The organism is Bradyrhizobium campsiandrae (genome assembly GCF_014529705.1).
GTDB lineage: Bacteria > Pseudomonadota > Alphaproteobacteria > Rhizobiales > Xanthobacteraceae > Bradyrhizobium > Bradyrhizobium campsiandrae.
This window is the reverse complement of the sequence record NZ_JAANIH010000005.1, coordinates 165341-184074: the sequence shown is the minus strand read 5'-3', so window position 1 is coordinate 184074 and position 18734 is coordinate 165341. Positions and strand designations below refer to the sequence as shown.

Annotated in this window: 18 protein-coding genes; 13 read left to right on the top strand and 5 right to left on the bottom strand. The window is 64.5% G+C overall.

The window, feature by feature from the left end:
* Positions 1 to 3: 3 nt before the first annotated feature.
* From G8O24_RS05815 to G8O24_RS05790, 6 genes are read left to right on the top strand one after another with little or no spacing between them, the layout of a single operon-like run.
* Positions 4 to 885, top strand: a complete 882-nt coding sequence (locus G8O24_RS05815; protein ID WP_188097378.1) for an AAA family ATPase — start codon at positions 4 to 6, stop codon at positions 883 to 885.
* Positions 882 to 2003: a vWA domain-containing protein gene (locus G8O24_RS05810; RefSeq protein ID WP_188097377.1), complete on the top strand. Its 1122-nt coding sequence runs from the start codon at positions 882 to 884 to the stop codon at positions 2001 to 2003. Before G8O24_RS05815 ends, G8O24_RS05810 begins: the two co-directional genes overlap by 4 nt.
* A complete protein-coding gene (locus G8O24_RS05805; protein ID WP_188097376.1) occupies positions 2000 to 2884 on the top strand; it encodes an amidohydrolase family protein in 885 nt (294 codons plus the stop codon). The genes G8O24_RS05810 and G8O24_RS05805 overlap by 4 nt, the downstream gene beginning before the upstream one ends.
* A 31-nt stretch (positions 2885 to 2915) precedes the next feature.
* Positions 2916 to 3764: an N-acyl homoserine lactonase family protein gene (locus G8O24_RS05800; RefSeq protein ID WP_188097374.1), complete on the top strand. Its 849-nt coding sequence runs from the start codon at positions 2916 to 2918 to the stop codon at positions 3762 to 3764.
* 20 nt (positions 3765 to 3784) lie between these two features.
* Complete coding sequence (locus G8O24_RS05795) at positions 3785 to 5362, top strand: isochorismatase family protein (RefSeq protein ID WP_188097372.1); 1578 nt, start codon at positions 3785 to 3787, stop codon at positions 5360 to 5362.
* 3 nt (positions 5363 to 5365) lie between these two features.
* On the top strand, positions 5366 to 5992 hold the full coding sequence (locus G8O24_RS05790) for an FMN-dependent NADH-azoreductase (RefSeq protein WP_188097370.1): 627 nt from the start codon (positions 5366 to 5368) through the stop codon (positions 5990 to 5992).
* 106 nt (positions 5993 to 6098) lie between these two features.
* Here G8O24_RS05790 and G8O24_RS05785 read toward each other — a convergent pair whose 3' ends face one another.
* Positions 6099 to 6353, bottom strand: coding sequence for a hypothetical protein (locus tag G8O24_RS05785; protein WP_188097368.1), 255 nt, complete (start codon positions 6351 to 6353; stop codon positions 6099 to 6101).
* Complete coding sequence (locus tag G8O24_RS05780) at positions 6350 to 7195, bottom strand: helix-turn-helix domain-containing protein (protein WP_188097366.1); 846 nt, start codon at positions 7193 to 7195, stop codon at positions 6350 to 6352. The genes G8O24_RS05785 and G8O24_RS05780 overlap by 4 nt, the downstream gene beginning before the upstream one ends.
* 467 nt (positions 7196 to 7662) lie before the next feature.
* On the opposite strand from G8O24_RS05780, the gene G8O24_RS05775 reads away from it, so the two are divergent.
* From G8O24_RS05775 to G8O24_RS05745, 7 genes are all read left to right on the top strand, one after another.
* Complete coding sequence (locus G8O24_RS05775) at positions 7663 to 9543, top strand: PAS domain-containing sensor histidine kinase (protein WP_244645751.1); 1881 nt, start codon at positions 7663 to 7665, stop codon at positions 9541 to 9543.
* Entirely contained in the window at positions 9540 to 10211 is a 672-nt protein-coding gene (locus G8O24_RS05770) for a response regulator transcription factor (protein WP_188097362.1), read from the top strand. The genes G8O24_RS05775 and G8O24_RS05770 overlap by 4 nt, the downstream gene beginning before the upstream one ends.
* Positions 10212 to 10311: 100 nt before the next feature.
* Positions 10312 to 10689: a response regulator transcription factor gene (locus G8O24_RS05765; RefSeq protein ID WP_188097360.1), complete on the top strand. Its 378-nt coding sequence runs from the start codon at positions 10312 to 10314 to the stop codon at positions 10687 to 10689.
* Between the two features lie 164 nt (positions 10690 to 10853).
* Positions 10854 to 12749: an FUSC family protein gene (locus tag G8O24_RS05760; RefSeq protein WP_188097432.1), complete on the top strand. Its 1896-nt coding sequence runs from the start codon at positions 10854 to 10856 to the stop codon at positions 12747 to 12749.
* Positions 12746 to 12949 carry a DUF1656 domain-containing protein gene (locus G8O24_RS05755; protein WP_188097358.1) on the top strand — a complete coding sequence of 68 codons (204 nt, stop codon included), beginning with the start codon at positions 12746 to 12748 and terminating at the stop codon, positions 12947 to 12949. The genes G8O24_RS05760 and G8O24_RS05755 overlap by 4 nt, the downstream gene beginning before the upstream one ends.
* Before the next feature lie 11 nt (positions 12950 to 12960).
* Positions 12961 to 14256 (top strand): HlyD family secretion protein, encoded by a 1296-nt coding sequence (locus G8O24_RS05750; RefSeq protein ID WP_188097357.1) that lies wholly within the window; start codon positions 12961 to 12963, stop codon positions 14254 to 14256.
* Between the two features lie 243 nt (positions 14257 to 14499).
* A complete protein-coding gene (locus G8O24_RS05745) occupies positions 14500 to 15507 on the top strand; it encodes a helix-turn-helix domain-containing protein (RefSeq protein WP_188097355.1) in 1008 nt (335 codons plus the stop codon).
* A gap of 214 nt (positions 15508 to 15721) precedes the next feature.
* On the opposite strand, the gene G8O24_RS05740 is transcribed toward G8O24_RS05745, so the two are convergent.
* The 3 genes from G8O24_RS05740 to G8O24_RS05730 form a co-directional block, all read right to left on the bottom strand.
* The gene (locus G8O24_RS05740) at positions 15722 to 16672 is read right to left on the bottom strand and encodes an AEC family transporter (RefSeq protein WP_188097353.1); all 951 of its coding nucleotides are present in this window, start codon (positions 16670 to 16672) and stop codon (positions 15722 to 15724) included.
* Between the two features lie 129 nt (positions 16673 to 16801).
* A complete protein-coding gene (locus G8O24_RS05735; protein ID WP_188097351.1) occupies positions 16802 to 17668 on the bottom strand; it encodes an MBL fold metallo-hydrolase in 867 nt (288 codons plus the stop codon).
* A 104-nt stretch (positions 17669 to 17772) separates the two neighbouring features.
* Entirely contained in the window at positions 17773 to 18558 is a 786-nt protein-coding gene (locus G8O24_RS05730) for an alpha/beta hydrolase (RefSeq protein WP_188097350.1), read from the bottom strand.
* Positions 18559 to 18734 lie beyond the last annotated feature (176 nt).

Here is an 18734-nt window from a genome sequence, read left to right as displayed (position 1 = left end):
TTCATGGCGGTCCGCGGCAACATCGTCGGCATCGACAGCCCCGAGGCGCTGGAGAAGGCGCTGCGTGCGGCCTATTACCTCGCCGACGAGGGCCTGGCGACATCAGCCTATCTCGGGCTCGCGCTCGGCAAGCCGCTGCTGCTCGAGGGCGCACCCGGCGTCGGCAAGACGGAAGCCGCAAAAGCCATCGCCGCCGTGCTCGGCCGTCGCCTGATCCGCCTGCAATGTTATGAGGGCATCGACGCCTCTGCGGCGCTCTACGAGTGGAACTATCCGCGCCAGATGCTCGCGATCCGCCAGGCCGGCGATGAGAGCATCGACATCTATGGCGAGACGTTCCTGATCGAGCGGCCGATGCTCGCTGCGTTGCGCGCACCCGATTCCACTGTCCTGCTGATCGATGAAATCGACCGCGCCGACCAGGAGTTCGAGGCATTCCTGCTCGAATTCCTGTCCGACTTCCAGATCTCGATTCCCGAGCGTGGCACGGTGCGCGCCGTCGAGCGCCCGGTGGTCGTGCTGACCTCGAACCGCACGCGCGATCTGCACGAAGCGCTGCGCCGCCGCTGCGTCTATCACTGGATCGACTATCCCACCGCCGAGCGGGAGGCGCGGATCATCATGATGCGCGCATCCAGCGTCGCCGAAGCCACGGCGCGCGCCGTCGTTGCGGCCGTCGGCAGGCTCAGGCGCGAGCCCCTCAGCAAGGCGCCTGGCATCGCGGAAGCTGTCGACTGGGCCGAGGCCGCGACCCTTCTCCATAAGGGTGGTGCGCGTTGGCCCGACGCGTTCAAGCGCTCGATCGGCGTGGCGCTCAAGGACGAGGAGGATCTGCACTTCATCTCGCCCCGGCTCGACGCCATGCTCGCGGAGGCGACCGCATGAGCACCGAACCTCAGCTGCCGCGCGCCGCCCGCATCTTCGTCTCCTTCGTTGCGCTGCTGCGCGCCAACGCCTTTGCCGTCGCGCCGGAGCAGACCACCGCGTTCCTCACCTCGATCGAGTTGCTCGGCCCGCGCAACCTCGGGGATATCAGGCAAGCCGCTCTGGCCACCCTCGCCCCGCCGCCGGAACGCCGCGTAACCTTTGACCGCCTGTTCGACCTTCACTTCCGCGGCAGTGAGGCGATCGAGCATGCCGATGACGGCGAGGACGACGAGACCGTTCGGCTCCAGGAGGAAGGCCGCCGCGACGAGGAGCCGCTGCTCTCGGACGATGCCAATGAATCCGGCCTGACCGCGACCCGTACCGAGGCATTGGTCGAGCGCCGCTTCGCGCAGCTCTCGACCACCGAGGCGTTGCGCCGACTGTCCCGCGAAGCGCCACGGCGCTTACCGCGACGGCGGGGTCATCGCCGCATGCGCGCCCGGCGCGGCCCATTCGCCGATCTCCGCCGTACTTTACGCGATTCCGTCCGCAGCGACGGCGAGATTTTGCGCCTCGGGCACATGAAGCGGCGCCAACGCCCGCGAAAGTTCCTGCTGCTGATCGACGTCTCCGGCTCGATGAAGAGCCGCACCGAGGACAACATGAAACTGGCGCATGCGCTGGTGCAGGCCGCCCCGAATGTCGAGGTCTTCACTTTCGGCACCCGGCTGACCCGCGTCACTCGCGCGCTGCGGCTGAAGCGCCGCGAGCAGGCCCTGAATGCGGCTGCCCATCTCGTCAGCGACTGGGACGGCGGCACACGCATCGGCGATGCGCTGCAGGCCTTTCTCGCGGTGCCACGCTTCGGCAGTTATGCGCGCGGGGCAGCCGTGGTTGTGATTTCGGACGGGCTCGAACGTGGCGACCCCGATGCGTTGCGCGATGCGGTGGCAAAGCTGTCGCGGCGGGCCTGGCGCGTCAGCTGGCTGACGCCGCTCGCAAACGGGCCAGGATTCCGCCCGCAGACCGAGGCGCTCGTCGCCATCGAACGCTTCGTCGACGATCTCGTGGATGGCGGAACGAGCGCCTCGATCGTCGCGCATGTCCTGGCATTGGGACGAAGGAGAGCTGCGTGACCGAGATTGTCGACGGACATCATCATATCTGGCGGCAGGCCGACCTGCCTTGGCTGACCGGCCCGATGCAGCCCCGCATCTTCGGCCCCTACGAGGCCATCCGGCGCGATTATCCGATTCAAGAATATCTCGACGACCTCAAGGGCAGCGGCGTCACCCGCTCGGTCTATGTCCAGACCAACTGGGCCAATGACCGTTTCGAGGACGAAGCCGCGTGGGTGCAGCGGACCGCCGATGAGCACGGCTGGCCGCACGCCATCGTCGCCTATGCCAATTTTGCCGTGGATGACGTCCGTCCGCAGCTCGACCGCCTCAAGCGCTATCCGTTGGTGCGGGGCTTGCGCATGCAGCTGCACTGGCATGACAACCCGCTGTATCGCTTCGCGGCCAAGCCCGATCTCTGCATCGATCCCATGGTCCGTCGCAACGTCGCGCGTCTCGCCGACTATGGCTGGAGCTTCGATCTTCAGGTCTTCACGCCACAGATGCCGGATGCCGCATACCTCGTCGAATCCTGCCCCAAGGTAACCTTTATCCTCCAGCATGCCGGCATGCTCGAAGACCTCTCGCCGGCGGGCCGCGCCGCCTGGCGCGCGGGCATGGCCCGGCTCGCCACATGTCCGAACGTGGTCTCGAAGCTGTCCGGCCTCGGCACCTTCATCCATCGCAACGATCCCGCGCATATGGCCGCTGTGCTCACCGACACGGTCGCGATCTTCGGCGCTGAACGATGCCTGTTCGGATCGAATTTCCCGATTGAGAAATTGTGGACCAGCTATCGCGAGCTCGTCGATGCATTTCGCGCAGCAGCCGCGCCGCTGAGCGCCGAGCAGCAGAACGCGATCTTCCGAGGCACCGCGACGCGCGTCTATCGACTTTGAAAGACAAGGAAGAACCCAGGGAGGGAAACGAATGGCGCTGGAGATCAAGATCCTGGACTACGGCGACATCGAGCTGGAATCGAGCTTTCTGGTGCTCGGTCGCGATTGCGGTCGCACCCGCCGCGTCCTCACGCTGGGCTTTTTGATCCTCGGCGGCAAATATCCTGTCGTGGTCGACACCGGCTATCGCTCCAACCAGATCATGGAGACGCTGGGCATGCGGGGCTTGCAGTACCACGAGAACATGATCGAGAACCAGCTCGCCCGCCACGGCGTGCGGATGGGGGACGTGCGTTTCGTCTGCCACACTCATCTCCACATCGATCACGCCGGCAAGGACGATCTGTTTCCCATGAACACGACGGTCGTGCTCAACCGCAAGGAGCTCGAATATTCCGTCTCCGGCCTGATGCACCCGCAATATCCGGCGCCCGACATCAAGCATTTGATCGACCGCCTGCACACCAAGAGTGCACTGCGGTTCCTTGACCTGGAGATCACCGGTCCGATCGAGCTGATGCCCGGTGTCTATTGCGATGCCGCCGGCGCCCACACCGAGGGCTCGATGAACGTCATCGTCGAGACCGCCGACGGCATCGCCACGATCTGCGGCGACGTGATCTACGATTTCAACGACCAGATCGTTACGCCGTTCAATGAAATCCACGATTGGGAGCCGCGTACGACGGGCAACCACGGCACCAGCAAGCGCGCCGAGAAGGCCGCGATCAAGAAGCTGCTGAGCAATTCGCGCTATCTGCTGCCGGTGCACGACCGTCCGGCCAAAATCGAAGGCGGCAACGTCGTCGGCCGGCTGCACGACCAGGTCCCCGGACCGATCGTGCAGTCCCTGCCCGCACGCAACTGGTTCCCCGCCTAGCATGATGTGAGGGCCGACCGATGACACATGTCACCCTACGCTCCGAATTCGAGACCCTGATCGATCCTTATGCGCCGGTTGCGCAAATCGGCACGGGCTTTGACTTCACGGAAGGTCCGATCTGGCATCCGGTCGATCACTACCTGCTGTTCTCGGACATGCCGGGTGACGTGCGGCGGCGCTGGGATGCGCGCCGCGGTGTCACCGAGGTCAAGCGTCCCTCGAACAAGTGCAACGGCATGACCTACGACGCCGATCTCAACCTGATCGTCTGCGAGCACGCGACCTCGTCGCTGATCCGCGAGCGGCCGGACGGGCGGCGCGAGGTGCTGGCCTCGCATTTCCAGGGCCAGGAGCTCAACAGCCCTAATGACGTCTGCGTGCATTCCTCCGGCGCGATCTATTTTTCGGACCCCTGGTATGGCCGCATGCCGGTTTACGGTGTCGAGCGGCCGCGCCAGCTCGGCTTTCAGGGCGTCTATCGCGTGGTGCCGGGCGGCGAACCGAAGCTCGTGGTCGAACGCAATTTGTTCGACCAGCCGAACGGGCTGTGCTTCTCGCCTGACGAGAAGCTGCTTTATGTCAACGACACCGTGCAGGCCCTGGTCCGCGTATTCGACGTCAACAGCGACGGCGCGCTGTCGAATGCGCGGGTGTTTGCAAGCGGCATCCGCTCCGAGCTCGAGCCGGGCCTGCCTGACGGCATGAAGTGCGACCAGCACGGCAACGTCTGGGTCACTGCGCCCGGCGGCGTCTGGGTCTATTCGCCGCGCGGCGAGCTGCTCGGCAAGGTCCGCGTGCCGGAGCTCGTCGCCAATCTCGCCTGGGGCAGTCAGGATTTCCGCACGCTGTATCTGACCTCGACGCATTCGGTCTATGCCATCTCGACCAGGACCGGACCGCGCCACGAACCCTATATGAGCGGCAGGCGCAGCAGTGGCGGTGCCACGAGCCCCGGCCCTGCGGCCGCTGCCCCGATCCTGACTGATGGCGAGTTGCGCCTCGATCCGAACCGCTGCGCCATGATCATCCAGGATCTCCAGAACGACGTCATCATGGATGGCGGTGCCTTTGCCGACTCCGGCGCGCCCGGCCATGCCAAGCAGCAGCAGGTCGTCGAGAATGTCCGGCGCCTGGCAGAGACCGCGCGGGCACGCGGCGTCGCCATCATCCACGTCTGGTTCGTGGTCGAGCCAGGAGCGCCCGGCGTGACGCTGAACGCGCCGTTGTTCGAGGGCCTCGTCGACAGCAAGGCCATGGTGCGCGGCAGCTGGGGCGCGGCGCCCGTGTCGGGCCTCGAGCCGCGGCCCGGCGATTTCGTGGTCGAGAAGATGCGGATGAGTGCCTGGGAAGGCACCCGGCTCGAAACAATCCTGAAGGCCACCGGCCGCGACATGATCATCAATACCGGCGCGTGGACCAACATGTCGGTCGAACACACGGCTCGGACCGGTGCCGACAAGGGATATTTCATGATCGTGCCCGAGGATTGCTGCTCGACCATGAATGCCGACTGGCACAGCGCCTCAATCAACTTCGCCATGCAGAACGTCGCCGTTGTGACCAGGGCCGACACCGTCATCAGAGCGCTGGGATGAGCTGTGGCAAAACTCCTGCATCTGTCCTGTTCGCCACGTGCCGCTTCCGAATCGGCGGCAGGCGCGCGCGTTTTCCTTGATCGCTTCCGCCAGGCCCGGCCAGACTGGGACGTGGATGTCGTGGACATCTGGCGCGAGCGGATGCCGGAGTTCACCGGTCCCATCGTCGAGGCCAAATACGCGCGTATGAAGGCTGAGGCTTTCACTGCGCCGCAACGCGAGAGCTTTGCCGAGGCCGAACGAATGGCGGTGCGCTTTTCGCTCGCCGACCGGGTGCTGATCTCGACCCCGATGTGGAACTTCGGCATCCCCTACAAGCTCAAGCAGTGGTTCGACATCATCGTCCAGCCCGGACTCAGCTTTCGATTCGATCCGTCGCAGGGTTATTTGCCGCTGCTGGCGGATCGGCCGACACTGGTGATCATCGCCAGCGGCAGCGATTTTGCCACCGGCATGAACCGTGGCCGCATCGACATGGCAACGCCTTACTTGCGGGAAATCCTGCGCTTCGTTGGAATCAGCAACGTCCGTTTCGTGCCGATCGGTCCAACCACCGGCCCGCAGCAGCCGATCGACGCTGCCCGCGAAGGGGCCTATCGACGCCTCGCTGCAATGGCCGCGACCTTCTAAAGCGCGAGAGTCGGAACGGACATGCTCTCTCATGGAGAAAGTCCAAAAATCTTCGACGACCATTTGGGCCTCCGTCAGCGAAGATCGAAGGCGCGCATCCGGCCCTCTAGGTTTGCGGGACCGTCCGTTCGATCGACCGGCTGGTCGACGCATCGTGCACGACGCCTCCGAGGACGATCCTGCAGAAGCCCAGCGTGAAGCGGCCGAAAATGGTGCCTGACCCGGGCTCCGAGGATGCAAACCGATATGAGGCGCCGAGACCGCGAGCGATCTCGAACAAACCCATGAGTTCGTGGTGCGCCACCGCCGAATGGATACCGAGCAGCGGCAGCAACAGTGCTTGAATGCCGACGCAGCTCATGACGGCCTCGCTTCGGGGCGCGGCAGCGGCAGAAATTGAGCAAGATGCGCACTCCGCCATTGATACGGCGTATCGCCCACGAAGCGCTTGAACACCGTCGTGAAGTGAGCCTGCGTCTGGAACCCGACGGTCAAGGCGATGTCGACGAGCGAGACATCGGCCTGTTGGAGCAATTCCTGGGCACGCTCGATCCGCCGCTTCAGCAGATACTCGTGCGGCCTGAGGCCGACTGCTGCGCGGAACTGAGCGGCGAAATGCATCCGGCTCAAGCCGGCGACGGCGGCCAGATTCTGCAAAGTCACCTTCGCGGCCAGATTGTCGTCGACATATTGCATAACGCGCTTGAGACGCCATTTCTGTAGCGAGCGCACCGCCCGTCCAGCTTGGCCTTCGTGATCGCCTTCGGCCGACGCGGGCTCGCCTCCGGCCACGGCCCGCCCGCTGGCCTTGCGGGTCAGAATGGCCAGACGCAACGCGTCGACAAGGATGGCCGAATGTGGAAGTTGCATCTCTCTGGTGGCGGCGAGCGCATCCGAGAGACGCTGCATCACCGGATCGGCGAGGCCCTCCGCACCCGTCCGCCGATCGGACTCTGCGGATGGGCGCGCAAGACGTTTCGCGGATACCTTGAAGCTCGGCTCGCTGCCGCCAAATCCGCGGATGTCCGACCCTGGCGGCTCGATGGCCAACGCAACATCCAGATGAACGAGGGACAGGGTCATGGCCTGCTCGCCAGAGCGCCCTGTATGTCCCGACGGCCGCTCGCCGTCGATTGACGAGACGTCGATTGCGGCGGCAACGTGATCCTTGGCGTTTTGCGGGTGTGACATCTGCAGCGACATCGTCGAATCTCCTTGTCCCAGTTCGCACCGGCAAAATCTGACCGAATTGACCGATTGCGATGGGAGCAGAGTAGTCCGGCGATCCGCGCGCTCCATTCTACGCGCGGGTGCATGGATAAGGTCTGGGGGTGACCGCATCATACGTAGGTATGATCGCCGCGGACGAGAGCGCGAACTGAACAGCTGGTCCCCATCCAGGAACGCACAAGCCCGATAGCTCGCCGGACCTGCGGTAAGTTGACGCGCCCGCGACCGTCGAGATCACAGGGGAAGCCCCGTTCTTCAGAGGAATCTCCCTGTCGGCACCGGCACCGGCTTGAATGGTTCAGGAGGTCTTCCAAGAGAGCACGAAAATCACCCTGATTGGATGTTGTGGACCCGATCAAATCGCGGCATCAACGCGGCTGCAATGAGAAGAGGCACCGCCTGCGACGATGACGAACCTTGACCGGCCCACGGGTTCATCCATGAGCCGCGCCAGCTTGCGGCTCTGGTCCGCCGTCCTCGCTCTCGCGGTCTTCATGGTCGACGTGCTGACGCCGCTCGAGGGCGCGGTTGCGGTTCTCTATGTCATCGCGATCCTGCTTGTTGCGAGGACGAACCGGCGCAACGATATCATCGTCGCCGCAACGGGCTGCACCGTCCTGACCATCACCGCTTACCTGCTGTCGCACGATCTGGAGACGATCGCCTCGCCCACCCTTCGCGCGCTGGTGAGCCTCGCTGCGATCGGAATTACGACCTTGCTGGTTCTGCAGAATCACGCGGCGACGACGCGCCTCGCGGCACAGGCACGCCTGCTCAATCTCTCGCACGACATGATCTTCGTCAGGGATCGCGGCGACGTGATCACGTTCTGGAACAAGACCGCAGAGCAGACCTACGGCTGGTCGGCCGACGAGGCGCTGGGGCAACTCGCCGACAAGCTGCTGCAAACCAGCTATTCCGACCGGCGGGCAGACATCGAGGCCAGCCTGATCGACACCGGCCGATGGGAAGGCAGGGTGGAGCAACGGACGAAGACCGGCGCAGTGCTCACTGTCGATGCCCGATGGGCCCTGCAACATGACCATCTCGGGACACCTGTCGGGGTGCTGGAAACGCATACCGATGTCACGGACCGCGTGGCAGCGCACAACGCGCTGGTGCAGAGCGAGCAGCGATACCGCCGGATGTTCGACGCGAGCCGGATCGGCGTGATCGAGGAGGACTGGAGCGGACTTCGGACCGCGCTGGATTCGCTGCAGACGGAAGGGGCCGAACTGCGCCACCATCTGGCTCGAAATCCCGATCTGGTCCGGCATATCCGCCACCTCGCCAGAATCACCGACGTCAATCCGGCCATGCAGAAGATGGCGGGGGCGAGCGGCTCGGCGGCGTTCATCGAGAACGTGGACAAGCTGCTAGGCGAGAACGATCGGAGCTTCCTCGACACCCTCGTCGCATTCGCCGAAGGACAGCGCTTCCACGAAGGGGAAACCCAGCTCGTGAGCCTCGACGGGCGCAAGGTGCCCGTGCTGTTCACGATCACTTTTCCGCCCGAGCCCGACGGGGACCAAAACGTACTCGTCTTCGTGATCGATATCACGGAGCGCAAGCAGGCTCAGGATGCGCTGCTTGCCGCACAGGCCGAGCTTGCCCATGCTGCGCGCGTCGCCACCCTCGGCGAGCTCAGCGCGTCCATTGCCCACGAGGTGAACCAGCCGCTGGCGGCGATCGTCACCAGCGGCGAGGCCGGTTTGCGCTGGCTGCGGCGCGACGTGCCCGATCTCAAGGAGGTTGCGGCCACGATCGGCCATATCGTTGCTCAGGGCCGCCGCGCCAGCGAGATCGTGACCCGCATCCGGACTTTCCTGAAGAAGGCTTCGCCCCAGCAGGACCTGCTGCAAATCGGCGAGGTCATCCACGAGGCGACGGCCCTGGTCGCGCGCGAGCTCGCCAAGGACGATGTCACTCTCATCGTCGAGTCGCCGCCGCACGGCCTGCCGCCGGTTCGCGGCGACAGAATTCAGCTGCAACAGGTCCTGGTCAATCTTCTGGTCAATGCCGGCCAGGCCATGTCAGGCCGACCCGGTTCCCGCACCGTCACGCTGAGCACCGGCATCGTGGACAGCGAAACCCTCGCCATCACGGTCCAGGATAGCGGCCCGGGAATCCATCCTGACAACCTGCCGCGCCTGTTCGATCCGTTCTTCACGACAAAGGAGGGCGGAATGGGCATGGGGCTTGCGATCTGCCGAACGACGGTGGAAGCTCACGGCGGCCGATTGTCGGTGGCCAGCCCGCCGGGCTCGGGAGCGACATTCCACCTGATATTGCCGCATAGCCAAGAACACGCCTCGCCATGACACGACCAAACCAGGCCCAGCCGCCGACGGCTCCGTCCAGCGCGACTGTCATCATCGTCGATGACGATGCTGGCATCCGCAGCTCGCTCGACAGCCTGTTCCGATCCGTCGGCCTCGAGACGCGTCTATTCGGCTCGCCGGCGGAACTGCTCGGCGGCTCGCTGCCCAACGGTCCCGGCTGCATCGTGCTGGACGTACGTCTCCCGGGCGTAAGCGGGCTCGATCTACAGAGTCAGCTCATCCGGCAGGGCATCAGCTATCCGATCATCTTCATGACAGGCCATGGGGACATTCCGATGTCGGTACGTGCGATGAAGGCCGGCGCCGTCGATTTCCTCTCCAAGCCGTTTCGCGACCAGGACATGCTCGATGCCGTGACGGCGGCGCTCGAGCGCGATGCACAGCACCGTGCCGAAGCCGCGACCAAGGAAGACATCCGCACCCAGTACGAGACCCTGACGGCGCGCGAGCGCGAGGTGATGGCCCATGTCACCGCCGGCCTGATGAACAAGCAGGTCGCGGCCCTGATCGGCCTCAGCGAGATCACGGTGAAGATCCACCGCGGGAACGTCATGCGCAAGATGGGAGTCCGGTCGCTGGCCGACCTCGTCCGCAAGGCCGAGGCGCTCGGGGTATCCCAACCCCGCAGGACTACGGACCAAACCTGAGTATAGTTTCGGCGGCACCGCCCCCGGTGCATAAGGCGCTATCGGCCGCGCAAAGGGAGATGCCCTCCTTGCGGAACAGTGCGGTCAGGATAGTGTGCCAATGGCCAAAACCCCGGTGATAGCGATCGTGGACGACGACGAAGGCGTTCGCGCATCGCTGGCGAGCCTGGTGCGTTCGCTCGGCTACGATGCCCATGCCTACGAATCCGGTGTGGACTTCCTGCGCAAGGCGCCGGAGATTGATCCGGCATGCATGATTGCCGACGTCCAGATGCCGGTCATCACCGGCGATGAACTCCAGGCACAGTTGATCGCCTCCGGCCGGCGCTTCCCCATCATCTTCATGACGGCATTTCCGAGCGAATCCGTGCGCCAGCGCGTGATGGCGGCGGGCGCGCATTGCTATCTCGGCAAGCCTTCCAGCGGCGACGAGATCATCCGCTGTCTTGAACAGGCGCTGGCAGGCCGGACGCCGTAGCCTCCCCGTCCATCTCGCACGGAATGGCACTCGAATCAGACGTGCATTCCGGTAACCTGGTTGATGGAGCGGAAATACCAGCAAGCCGGGCGAACCTCATATTCGGCCTCATCTTTATCGACATCGGCAGCGCGGCCCGCTCTGCCTGATATGAACGAGGCACGATACCAGTGACCGCCACCAGTGCTGCCGCACCGCGTCCGCTGGTCTTCGCCGGCTTCCCGGCGAGCTCCTGGGCCTTCGCGCTCCGAGTTTGGCTGGCGATGATGCTCGCACTCTATGTGAGCTTCTGGCTCGAGCTCGAATCTCCTTCGTCGTCCGCGCTCACCGTGGCTGTCCTTGCGCTGCCGACACGGGGCCAGGGCCTGGAAAAGGCCGGCTACCGTCTGCTCGCCACCGCCATCGGCGTTGCGGCATCGATCGCGATCGCCGGCGTGTTCTCCCAGACCGACAGTCTCCTGCTCGGCGTGTTCGGGATCTGGATCGGGCTTTGCGTCTATGTTGCGGGATTGCTGGACGGCAATCGCGCCTATGCGGCGGCGCTCTGCTGCATCACTGTCGCCCTGATCGCCGTTGAGCAGATCGACACGCCGCTGCAGGTGTTCCCGGCCGGCGTCGCTCGCGGCGCCGCGATCGGCATCGGGGTTCTTGCGGTGGCGCTGGTCAACGAGGTGCTGGCCGCGCCGGACTATCATCCGGTACTGGCAGACCGCATCGCGGCGCTGCATCGCCGCGTCAAGACCTTCGCGCAAGGTGCCGAGCGCGTCTCCGCAACGGCTGCAACGAGCCTGTTACATGACATCGCGGCGGTGCGTCCGGAAATCGCCAGCCTCGTGACGGAATCGAGCATCGGAACCGCAAGGACCGAGGCCGCACGTTCGGCGCTGGTCGATCTCGTCAGCGCCTTCTCTCTCGGCCGCATGCTCGCAGCGCTCCCCGCCACATCCGCGCCGGCAAAGAATGCCGGCGACCGGACCCAGGAGGCGGCCCGGCTGACGGCGATGGCCCGATCCTGGCTCCAGAGCGAGATCAACCGAAAGAACGCGCAAGTCAGCAGCAGCCTCGATGCGCTGCACGAGGGCACACCTCCCGATCACGTATGGCAGGCGCCGCTCTATCGCTCGCGTCGCATCGCGGCTGAAACCGGCGCACGGGCCGCGATCTCGTTCACGCTGATTGCCGTCTTCTTCGTCCTGGCAGGCTGGCCGAGCACCGAGCTCTGCCTCTCGCTCGTGGCGGTGATCCTCGGTCTCGGCTCGACCACGCCCTCACCGCGCAGCTTCACCATGGTGACGTTGATCGCGATGCCGATCGCCTCCGCGCTGGCCGGCATCCTGAAATACCTCGTCTTCAACGGCGTGTCCGAATTTCAACTGCTGGCGATCGGTTTTGCCCCCCTCGTCGTCGGTTGCGCGCTGCTGATCTCGCTGTCGAGCCCGATACTGTCTTCGCTCGGCCGGCTCGTTCTGGTGTTCACGATCGCCGTGCTCACGCCGACCAATCCGCAGAGCTACGACCCTGAGGTGTTTCTCGTGACGAGCCTCTTTGCCTGCCTGTCGTCCGTGCTCGTGTTCGCAGCGCAGATGCTGCTGCCTCCGTTGTCGGGCGAGCGGCGCGTTCAGTTGCTGCTGCGAGAGGCCCAGCGCGAGTTGCGCCGTCTGGACACCCGGCGTATCCGGCACCACGCGCCGGAGGAATCCGCTTTTCGCGACGCAGCGCGGATCGAACAGATGTTGACTGCGAACGGCTCCTTCCCAATCGACGATCAGATCGCGAGCACAACGATGCGCTGCTTCGACCAGGCCGAAGCTCTGCGGCGTTGCCGCGCCGAACTGGACCTGGTGCGGCAGGGCCCGCTCGCCGGACCAGTGCAGGCGGCGCGGAAGTCTCTCGTCCGGCGGAACGGTGGCGCGATCTTTGCTGCGGCCGAGGCGCTGCATCAGGCGTCGGAGAGAAGCGACCTGTCGGCCAGTGCGGCCATAGCCACGCTGGTTGCGGCAAGCACGACGTTCGCGGCGTCACTGTCTTCGACAGATTTCAGCCAAGGGAAACGGCCATGACGAACACCTATCAGGAGCTCGTGATCGGCGGCGTGCTCATCGCTCCCATCGTCTCCTATGCGGCCATTGCGCTGTTCGCATTCCTGATGCTCCGTCCGCTCCTGCGCTTCGTCGGATTCGCAAGAGCCTTCAGCAACCCGTCGCTGGCCGAATTCTGCCTCTATGTGGCGATGTTCGGCATTCTCGCGTCGTTCTTCTAGAGGGAAGGATCATGGCAGCCACCCTGCCCCGGGACGCCGCCAAGCTTCATGGCGAACCGCCAGCCGCAGCACCGGTCGATGCCGCAGATGCCGCACATGGTTCGGCTGCGCCGGACGCCGTGGCGCTTGACACTGGCGATCGCGCGGCGGATATCGTCGGACTTCCGCCCCAGGAGGCGCCTTCCGCAACGCCGCTGCGCGACACACTCGGCCGTTTCATGCTGGGCGCTGGCAAGCATCTGGCGACCCTCGGCATCGCACTGATTGCTGTTCTGATCTCGGTGGTGACATGGCAGCACTACGTCACCGCACCATGGACGCGGAACGGCAGCGTGCGCGTCCAGGTCGCCAACGTCGCGCCACAGGTTCCCGGCAAGATCGTGGAGCTGCGCGTGTCCGACAACCAGTTCGTCCACAAGGGCGACGTCCTCTATGTCATCGACCCCTTCGACTTCGAGGTAGCCGTCCGCGTCGGCAAGGCGCTGGTCGATCAGCGAGCCGCGGACCTGGAGGTGAAGCAGGCCGAGTTTGATCGCCGCCAGCATTTGTCCAACCTCGCAACCACACCGGAAGAGCAGCAGATCTTTGCCGGCAACGCAGCACAGGCGAAAGCCGCCTATGAGGCGGCTGTGCACCAGCTTGCACAGGCGGAGCTCAACCTGAAACGAACCAGCGTGGCCAGTCCGGTCGACGGCTACGTCACCAACCTCCTGCTGCGTGCTGGCGACTACGCCGTCACCGGTGTCAGTAACATCTCGGTGATCGATTCCGACAGCTTTTGGATCGATGGCTATTTTGAGGAAACCAAGATGGCCCGGGTCTGCATCGGAGATCGCGCCGAAGCGCAGCTGGTCGGCTACGCAAAGCCGATTATCGGGCATGTGAAGACCGTGACGCGCGGCGTCAGCGTGTCGAACGCGGCCACGGGAACGCAAGGTCTGCCCAATGTCGACCCAATCTACACCTGGGTGCGCCTTGCCCAGCGCGTGCCGGTTCGCGTCGCCATCGACACCGTGCCGCCGGACGTACCGCTGGTCTCCGGCATGACGGCGACCGTGACCATCCGACAGCCCTCCGTGGGCCATCACCAGACCGGCCTCGACCGGTTCCGCGCGAGTTTTGTGGATCCCATCATGGATTTGCTCGGCGCTGGAGATCCACCACGCGCAAACTGCCTGCAGGCGACGTCTCAGCAACGCCCGGAGGTGGAAGCAATTCCATATTCGCGTGAACCCGCGGTTCCCCCGGCGCAAACGATCGCGCCCGGCCTTGCACCCGGCATCGACGCATCACCGCGCCTACCCTGAATCAGGCCCGCGCCTTTCAGAATCGAATGGCCCCCACACTGGGCCTCACGACGCATCCGCTTGATCTCACTTGTTCAATTTGGCTTGTCGCGACACGCAATCGCTCTCGCATTTGCAAAATCTAATACCGCTTAAGCATCCTTAACGAGCCTTGTGGTGATATCGCACCTATCGTTTGAGCATCGACCATCGCATTCGGCAGCCATCGCGACGGCAGCCGAATTCAAGACACGGGGACGAACGATGCTCACTGACATCCAAGCGGCTGGCGCCCGGTTGACGTATCAACCCAGCCGCGCACCTTCCTTTTCGCAGGAGGTTCGCGCATTTCCGCCCGAACGGAAGTGGCGTCAGCCCGGTCAACGGGCCGACACCGCGCCAGACGAGATCGCGATCTCGCGCTGGACCTGCACGCAAACGGGCATACGGTACGAGGACGCGACGACGCCAGCGGATCGGTACTTCTTCGCCATCGCTTTGCAGACGACGCGCATCAAGCTGACCAGAGGCCGTCGTACCATCTTCGACGGCGTCATGCCGGAGGGCACGCTGTATATCGGCACCCCGTCACAGCAACTGAGTGCGCAATTCTGCGCGCCATGCGATTTCCTGCACTTCCACGTCCCGGCGAGCAGTTATTTCTCGCCTCCGCGGCCTGGAGCAGGACCTGCCTTGGCCGAAGGTCTCAACGACCTCATCCTGCTCCGCGACCCCTTCGCCGCTCAGCTTGCGAAAGCACTGACGGAGCGCGGCCACTCGACCGACCGGGAATTCGCGCGCTGCATCGGCCAGACATTGGCCATGCACCTCGCTCGGCGCGAACTGCCGCACGCGCGCGTGAATGCGCTGCCGAAATGGCGATTGCGGCGCGTCGAGGAATATGTCGGGACGCACTTCGACCACTGCATCAGCCTCTCCGAGCTTGCCAAGGTCGCGGGACTGTCGAGGATGCATTTCGCGGCCCAGTTTCGCGCCGCGACGGGATACCGCCCGCGCGAGTACCTGCTGCATCAGCGCATCGAGCGCGCGAAATCGCTGTTGTTGAATTCCGAGACGGCCCTCGCCGAGGTGGCGCTTGCCGTTGGCTTCTGCACGCAGGCGCATTTCTCGACCGTCTTCAAACGCATCACGGGCGACACCCCTGCGCGGTGGCGCTGCGCCCACCGGAGCGCATCGGTTCCGCTCAGCCTGTCCGATCGGGCTTCGACATCGAAACCCGTGGCTCACGTGCTGCCGCCTGATCTCTCGTGAATCATGCGAAATGAGAAACAGCCGGGATTCCTGGAATACTTCCGCCACCTGATCGGCGATTCTGTCCGTGTTAGGTGACTGAGACCCCCAAGTCACCGCTCGAGCCTCCCTCCTCCCTGGGCATACGAGCATCTCGGGGCCGTCCTCCCCCAAGGGACGGCCCCGTTTTTTCGACAGCGCGTCGGCTCCAGATCGCTAGTGTCTTGATCGCCGCCTAGTGGGGAGACAGCGTAGCGATCGCAATCGCCAGGCTCACGACGCTGAATCCGGTGCTGGCGATCACCATCGATCCCACCGTCGCAGAATCCAGCCGGTAGTTGACCGCAAACAGGATGCCGAAGAAGCCCGACGGCAATACCGCGAGCAGAATAGCCGTCTTCGCAATATCAGGCCCGAGATGAAATCCATAGACGAGCGCGACGGCCAGGAGCGGCCGCAGGATGTCCGCGGTTCCCGTTGCGGCAATAACCCGCCAATCGATACGGAGCGACTGAGCTGACAGAACAAGACCCGTCAGGAACAGCGCAACGCCGGCAGCCGCATTCCCGATCAGGTTCAGGCAGGCATGGACAAGCGGGGCGAGATTCAGATCGGACAACGAAAGCACGACGCCGAGCGCAGGCGCCCACACGACCGGTTTAGCGAACGCGCGCCGGATGGCCGTCAGAACCGGAGACGCCGGAGCGTCAGTGCCGCGGGACTTGCTGACGCTGATCTCCGCGATCACGAGGGTCAAGGGGCTGACGAGCATCGATCCGGTTGCCAACGCGACGGCAACAGGAACGACACCGGCCGGACCCAGCACGGTCGATAGGATCGGCAGACCGACGCCGGCAAGATTTGGGAAACCGACCGTCAGGGCCTGCACCGCCGCATCGGACCTCGTCACCTCGACGAATCTGCGGGCGAAGCAGTACCAGGCGAGATAGACAATCAGCATGGTCAGGCCAAACACCAGGAAGACCGAAACCTGATCGATGATCCGGTCGCGCGGAGCCGATGCTGTCGCGGCGAACAGCGAGGCCGGCAAAGCGAAATCCATCACGAGCGCATTGAGGCCGTCGACGCGACCGTTGTCGACGATGCGGGCCTTGCCGGCGGCGTAGCCCAGCAGCAAGACGAAGAAGACCGGCACCAGCGCCATCAGGATGACGTTCGACGTCATGGGCTCGGCCCCTCATGGGCGTCGATGAAGAGCATCATCAAGATTTCCTTCGCGGCCGGCGCTGGCGGCGGCAATCAAAGCGACGCGGCTGAGCAGATCCACCTGCTTCTGTTTGTCACCTTCGGCCCGTCACGATCTCTGCGCCTTCGCCGCGTTGGCGCCGCTCCAGAGCGACCCGGGATTGGCGCGATCGGGATAGAGCTCCAGCATGGCCTCGTAGAGTTCGCGCGGCGATGCTGTCGCTTCGTCGAGCCGATTGAAATCCACGAGATACTGCCGCGTTTCCGCGATATTGCGCGGATCGTCGTCATTGTCCGGCTTCTTGTGCCCGGCGACCACGAAGCGTGGCTCGAGCGCCTCCAGCCGGCCGAGCGCTGTGATCCATTCCAGGCGGCTGTCGGTATTGGTCTCGGCGAGATAGGGATGAATGCCGTTGTAGACAGTGTCGCCCGCAACGATCAGGTCGAGCGCCGGGACATGCAGCGCGGTGGATTGCGCCGTATCGGTTCGTCCCATGCCGATGACGGCGAGCTTATGTCCCTCGAGGGTAAGGTCTTCCGTGAGGGGTTCCGCCGCGACCAGACGGTCTGCGATCTCGCCCGGAAAGCGTTTGCGCCAGAAGCCGTCGAGCGATGCCGGCGACAGCTGGGCCTTCATCTCGTTGACGACCTCGGGAACGGCCACCGCTCTGGCGTTCGGAAAACGGTCGAGCAGCGGCACGAGGCCGAAGAAATGATCGCCGTGCCCATGCGTGACGTAGATCGCGGTCAGATTGCGCCCGTGCGAAACGACCCAGTCCAGCAGCGTCTGCGACTGGCCGGCGGTGAGAAACGTATCCACGAGGATCGCGTCGCGCTCGCCGTAGATGAGGGTCGAGGAATTCGCGACCCACATCAGCTCCGGATTGCCTGATGGCAATTCTCGGCTCAGTCCCGCCCGTTTCACCGTGGTCGCGCTCCAGTTCAGGACGGAACCAATGTTATCGATTGCGCTCATGGAATTTCTCGGGGGGGGGTGGTTGGTTCGGCCGACGGGAGTGCTGTCGCTCCCGTCGGCCTTCTTTCCGCCGGCCATGCGTCAGGACCGACAGGAAGGCTTGGTCAGCGCGTGGCGGGCTGCTGGATGCTACGCGCGGCGTGCGCGATGACTGCCGCCACTTCCTTCGGATGGGACACGTAGACCGAGTGGCTGGCACCGGGGATCACGGTGGTCTGGCTCTTGGCGCGCTCGTAGTACCAGCGCTCGAGATCCGGATTGATGATCTGGTCGCCGCCGGCAACAATGCCCCAGCTCGGCTTGGTCTTCCACGCCGCCGCCGTCAGCGGCGTGCTGAACACCTGCGCCGCAGCGGGGACCTGGGAGCGAGCAACGAACTCGGCGAGTTCGCGCGGCAGATCGGGAGCGAACAGTTTCGGGAATTGCACGGGATCGAGATAGGTGAACTTGTCGGGCGTCATCTTGACGACGCCTTCGGTCTTGCCGAGCACGCTCGGCGTCTTCTTGCCGAGCGCTGCTTCATCCTCGCCGACGTCGGGCGCGTGCGCAGCGACATAGACGAGCCCGGCGACGTTGGGGTGAACCCCGGCTTCGGTGATGATCGAACCGCCATAGCTGTGGCCGACGAGGAGGGTCGGGCCGTCCTGAAGATCGAGAATCCGCTTCGCCGCCGTGACGTCATCGGCAAACGAGGTCTCGGGCTCCTGCACCATGGTAACGCGGAAGCCTTCCTTGGTCAGGATCTCGTAGACCGGCTTCCAGCCTGACGCATCGACCCAGGCACCGTGCACCAGGACGATATTCTTCAGGGACTCCGCACGCGCCGTGGTGACGGTCGCGAACAGCGAGAGAGCGGCGGCAAGGGCGAGGCCTGCGTTGCGGTGTTTCATGTCGGGATCACTCCGGGTTGGAATGAGCCGACACTAGTTTCGGCGCTGCCTGGCGTATTTCGGCAAGCAACGGACCTTGCCACTTCGCACGCCGGGAAACGCTCGTCACAACGGCGGCCACTCACGCGTCCTCCGAACGCGCCCTACTTGGGCCGTGCACCTCAAACGGAGGACAC

What these genes read in the sequence shown, in the direction of transcription:
- G8O24_RS05765 (WP_188097360.1), top strand. Translation starts at nt 10,312, where the DNA reads ATGGCCAAAACCCCGGTGATAGCGATCGTGGACGACGACGAAGGCGTT.
- G8O24_RS05770 (WP_188097362.1), top strand. Translation starts at nt 9,540, where the DNA reads ATGACACGACCAAACCAGGCCCAGCCGCCGACGGCTCCGTCCAGCGCG.
- G8O24_RS05795 (WP_188097372.1), top strand. Translation starts at nt 3,785, where the DNA reads ATGACACATGTCACCCTACGCTCCGAATTCGAGACCCTGATCGATCCT.
- G8O24_RS05775 (WP_244645751.1), top strand. Translation starts at nt 7,663, where the DNA reads ATGAGCCGCGCCAGCTTGCGGCTCTGGTCCGCCGTCCTCGCTCTCGCG.
- G8O24_RS05735 (WP_188097351.1), bottom strand. Translation starts at nt 17,668, where the DNA reads ATGAGCGCAATCGATAACATTGGTTCCGTCCTGAACTGGAGCGCGACC.
- G8O24_RS05730 (WP_188097350.1), bottom strand. Translation starts at nt 18,558, where the DNA reads ATGAAACACCGCAACGCAGGCCTCGCCCTTGCCGCCGCTCTCTCGCTG.
- G8O24_RS05750 (WP_188097357.1), top strand. Translation starts at nt 12,961, where the DNA reads ATGGCAGCCACCCTGCCCCGGGACGCCGCCAAGCTTCATGGCGAACCG.
- G8O24_RS05800 (WP_188097374.1), top strand. Translation starts at nt 2,916, where the DNA reads ATGGCGCTGGAGATCAAGATCCTGGACTACGGCGACATCGAGCTGGAA.
- G8O24_RS05780 (WP_188097366.1), bottom strand. Translation starts at nt 7,195, where the DNA reads ATGTCGCTGCAGATGTCACACCCGCAAAACGCCAAGGATCACGTTGCC.
- G8O24_RS05755 (WP_188097358.1), top strand. Translation starts at nt 12,746, where the DNA reads ATGACGAACACCTATCAGGAGCTCGTGATCGGCGGCGTGCTCATCGCT.
- G8O24_RS05815 (WP_188097378.1), top strand. Translation starts at nt 4, where the DNA reads ATGGCGGTCCGCGGCAACATCGTCGGCATCGACAGCCCCGAGGCGCTG.
- G8O24_RS05810 (WP_188097377.1), top strand. Translation starts at nt 882, where the DNA reads ATGAGCACCGAACCTCAGCTGCCGCGCGCCGCCCGCATCTTCGTCTCC.
- G8O24_RS05785 (WP_188097368.1), bottom strand. Translation starts at nt 6,353, where the DNA reads ATGAGCTGCGTCGGCATTCAAGCACTGTTGCTGCCGCTGCTCGGTATC.
- G8O24_RS05745 (WP_188097355.1), top strand. Translation starts at nt 14,500, where the DNA reads ATGCTCACTGACATCCAAGCGGCTGGCGCCCGGTTGACGTATCAACCC.
- G8O24_RS05740 (WP_188097353.1), bottom strand. Translation starts at nt 16,672, where the DNA reads ATGACGTCGAACGTCATCCTGATGGCGCTGGTGCCGGTCTTCTTCGTC.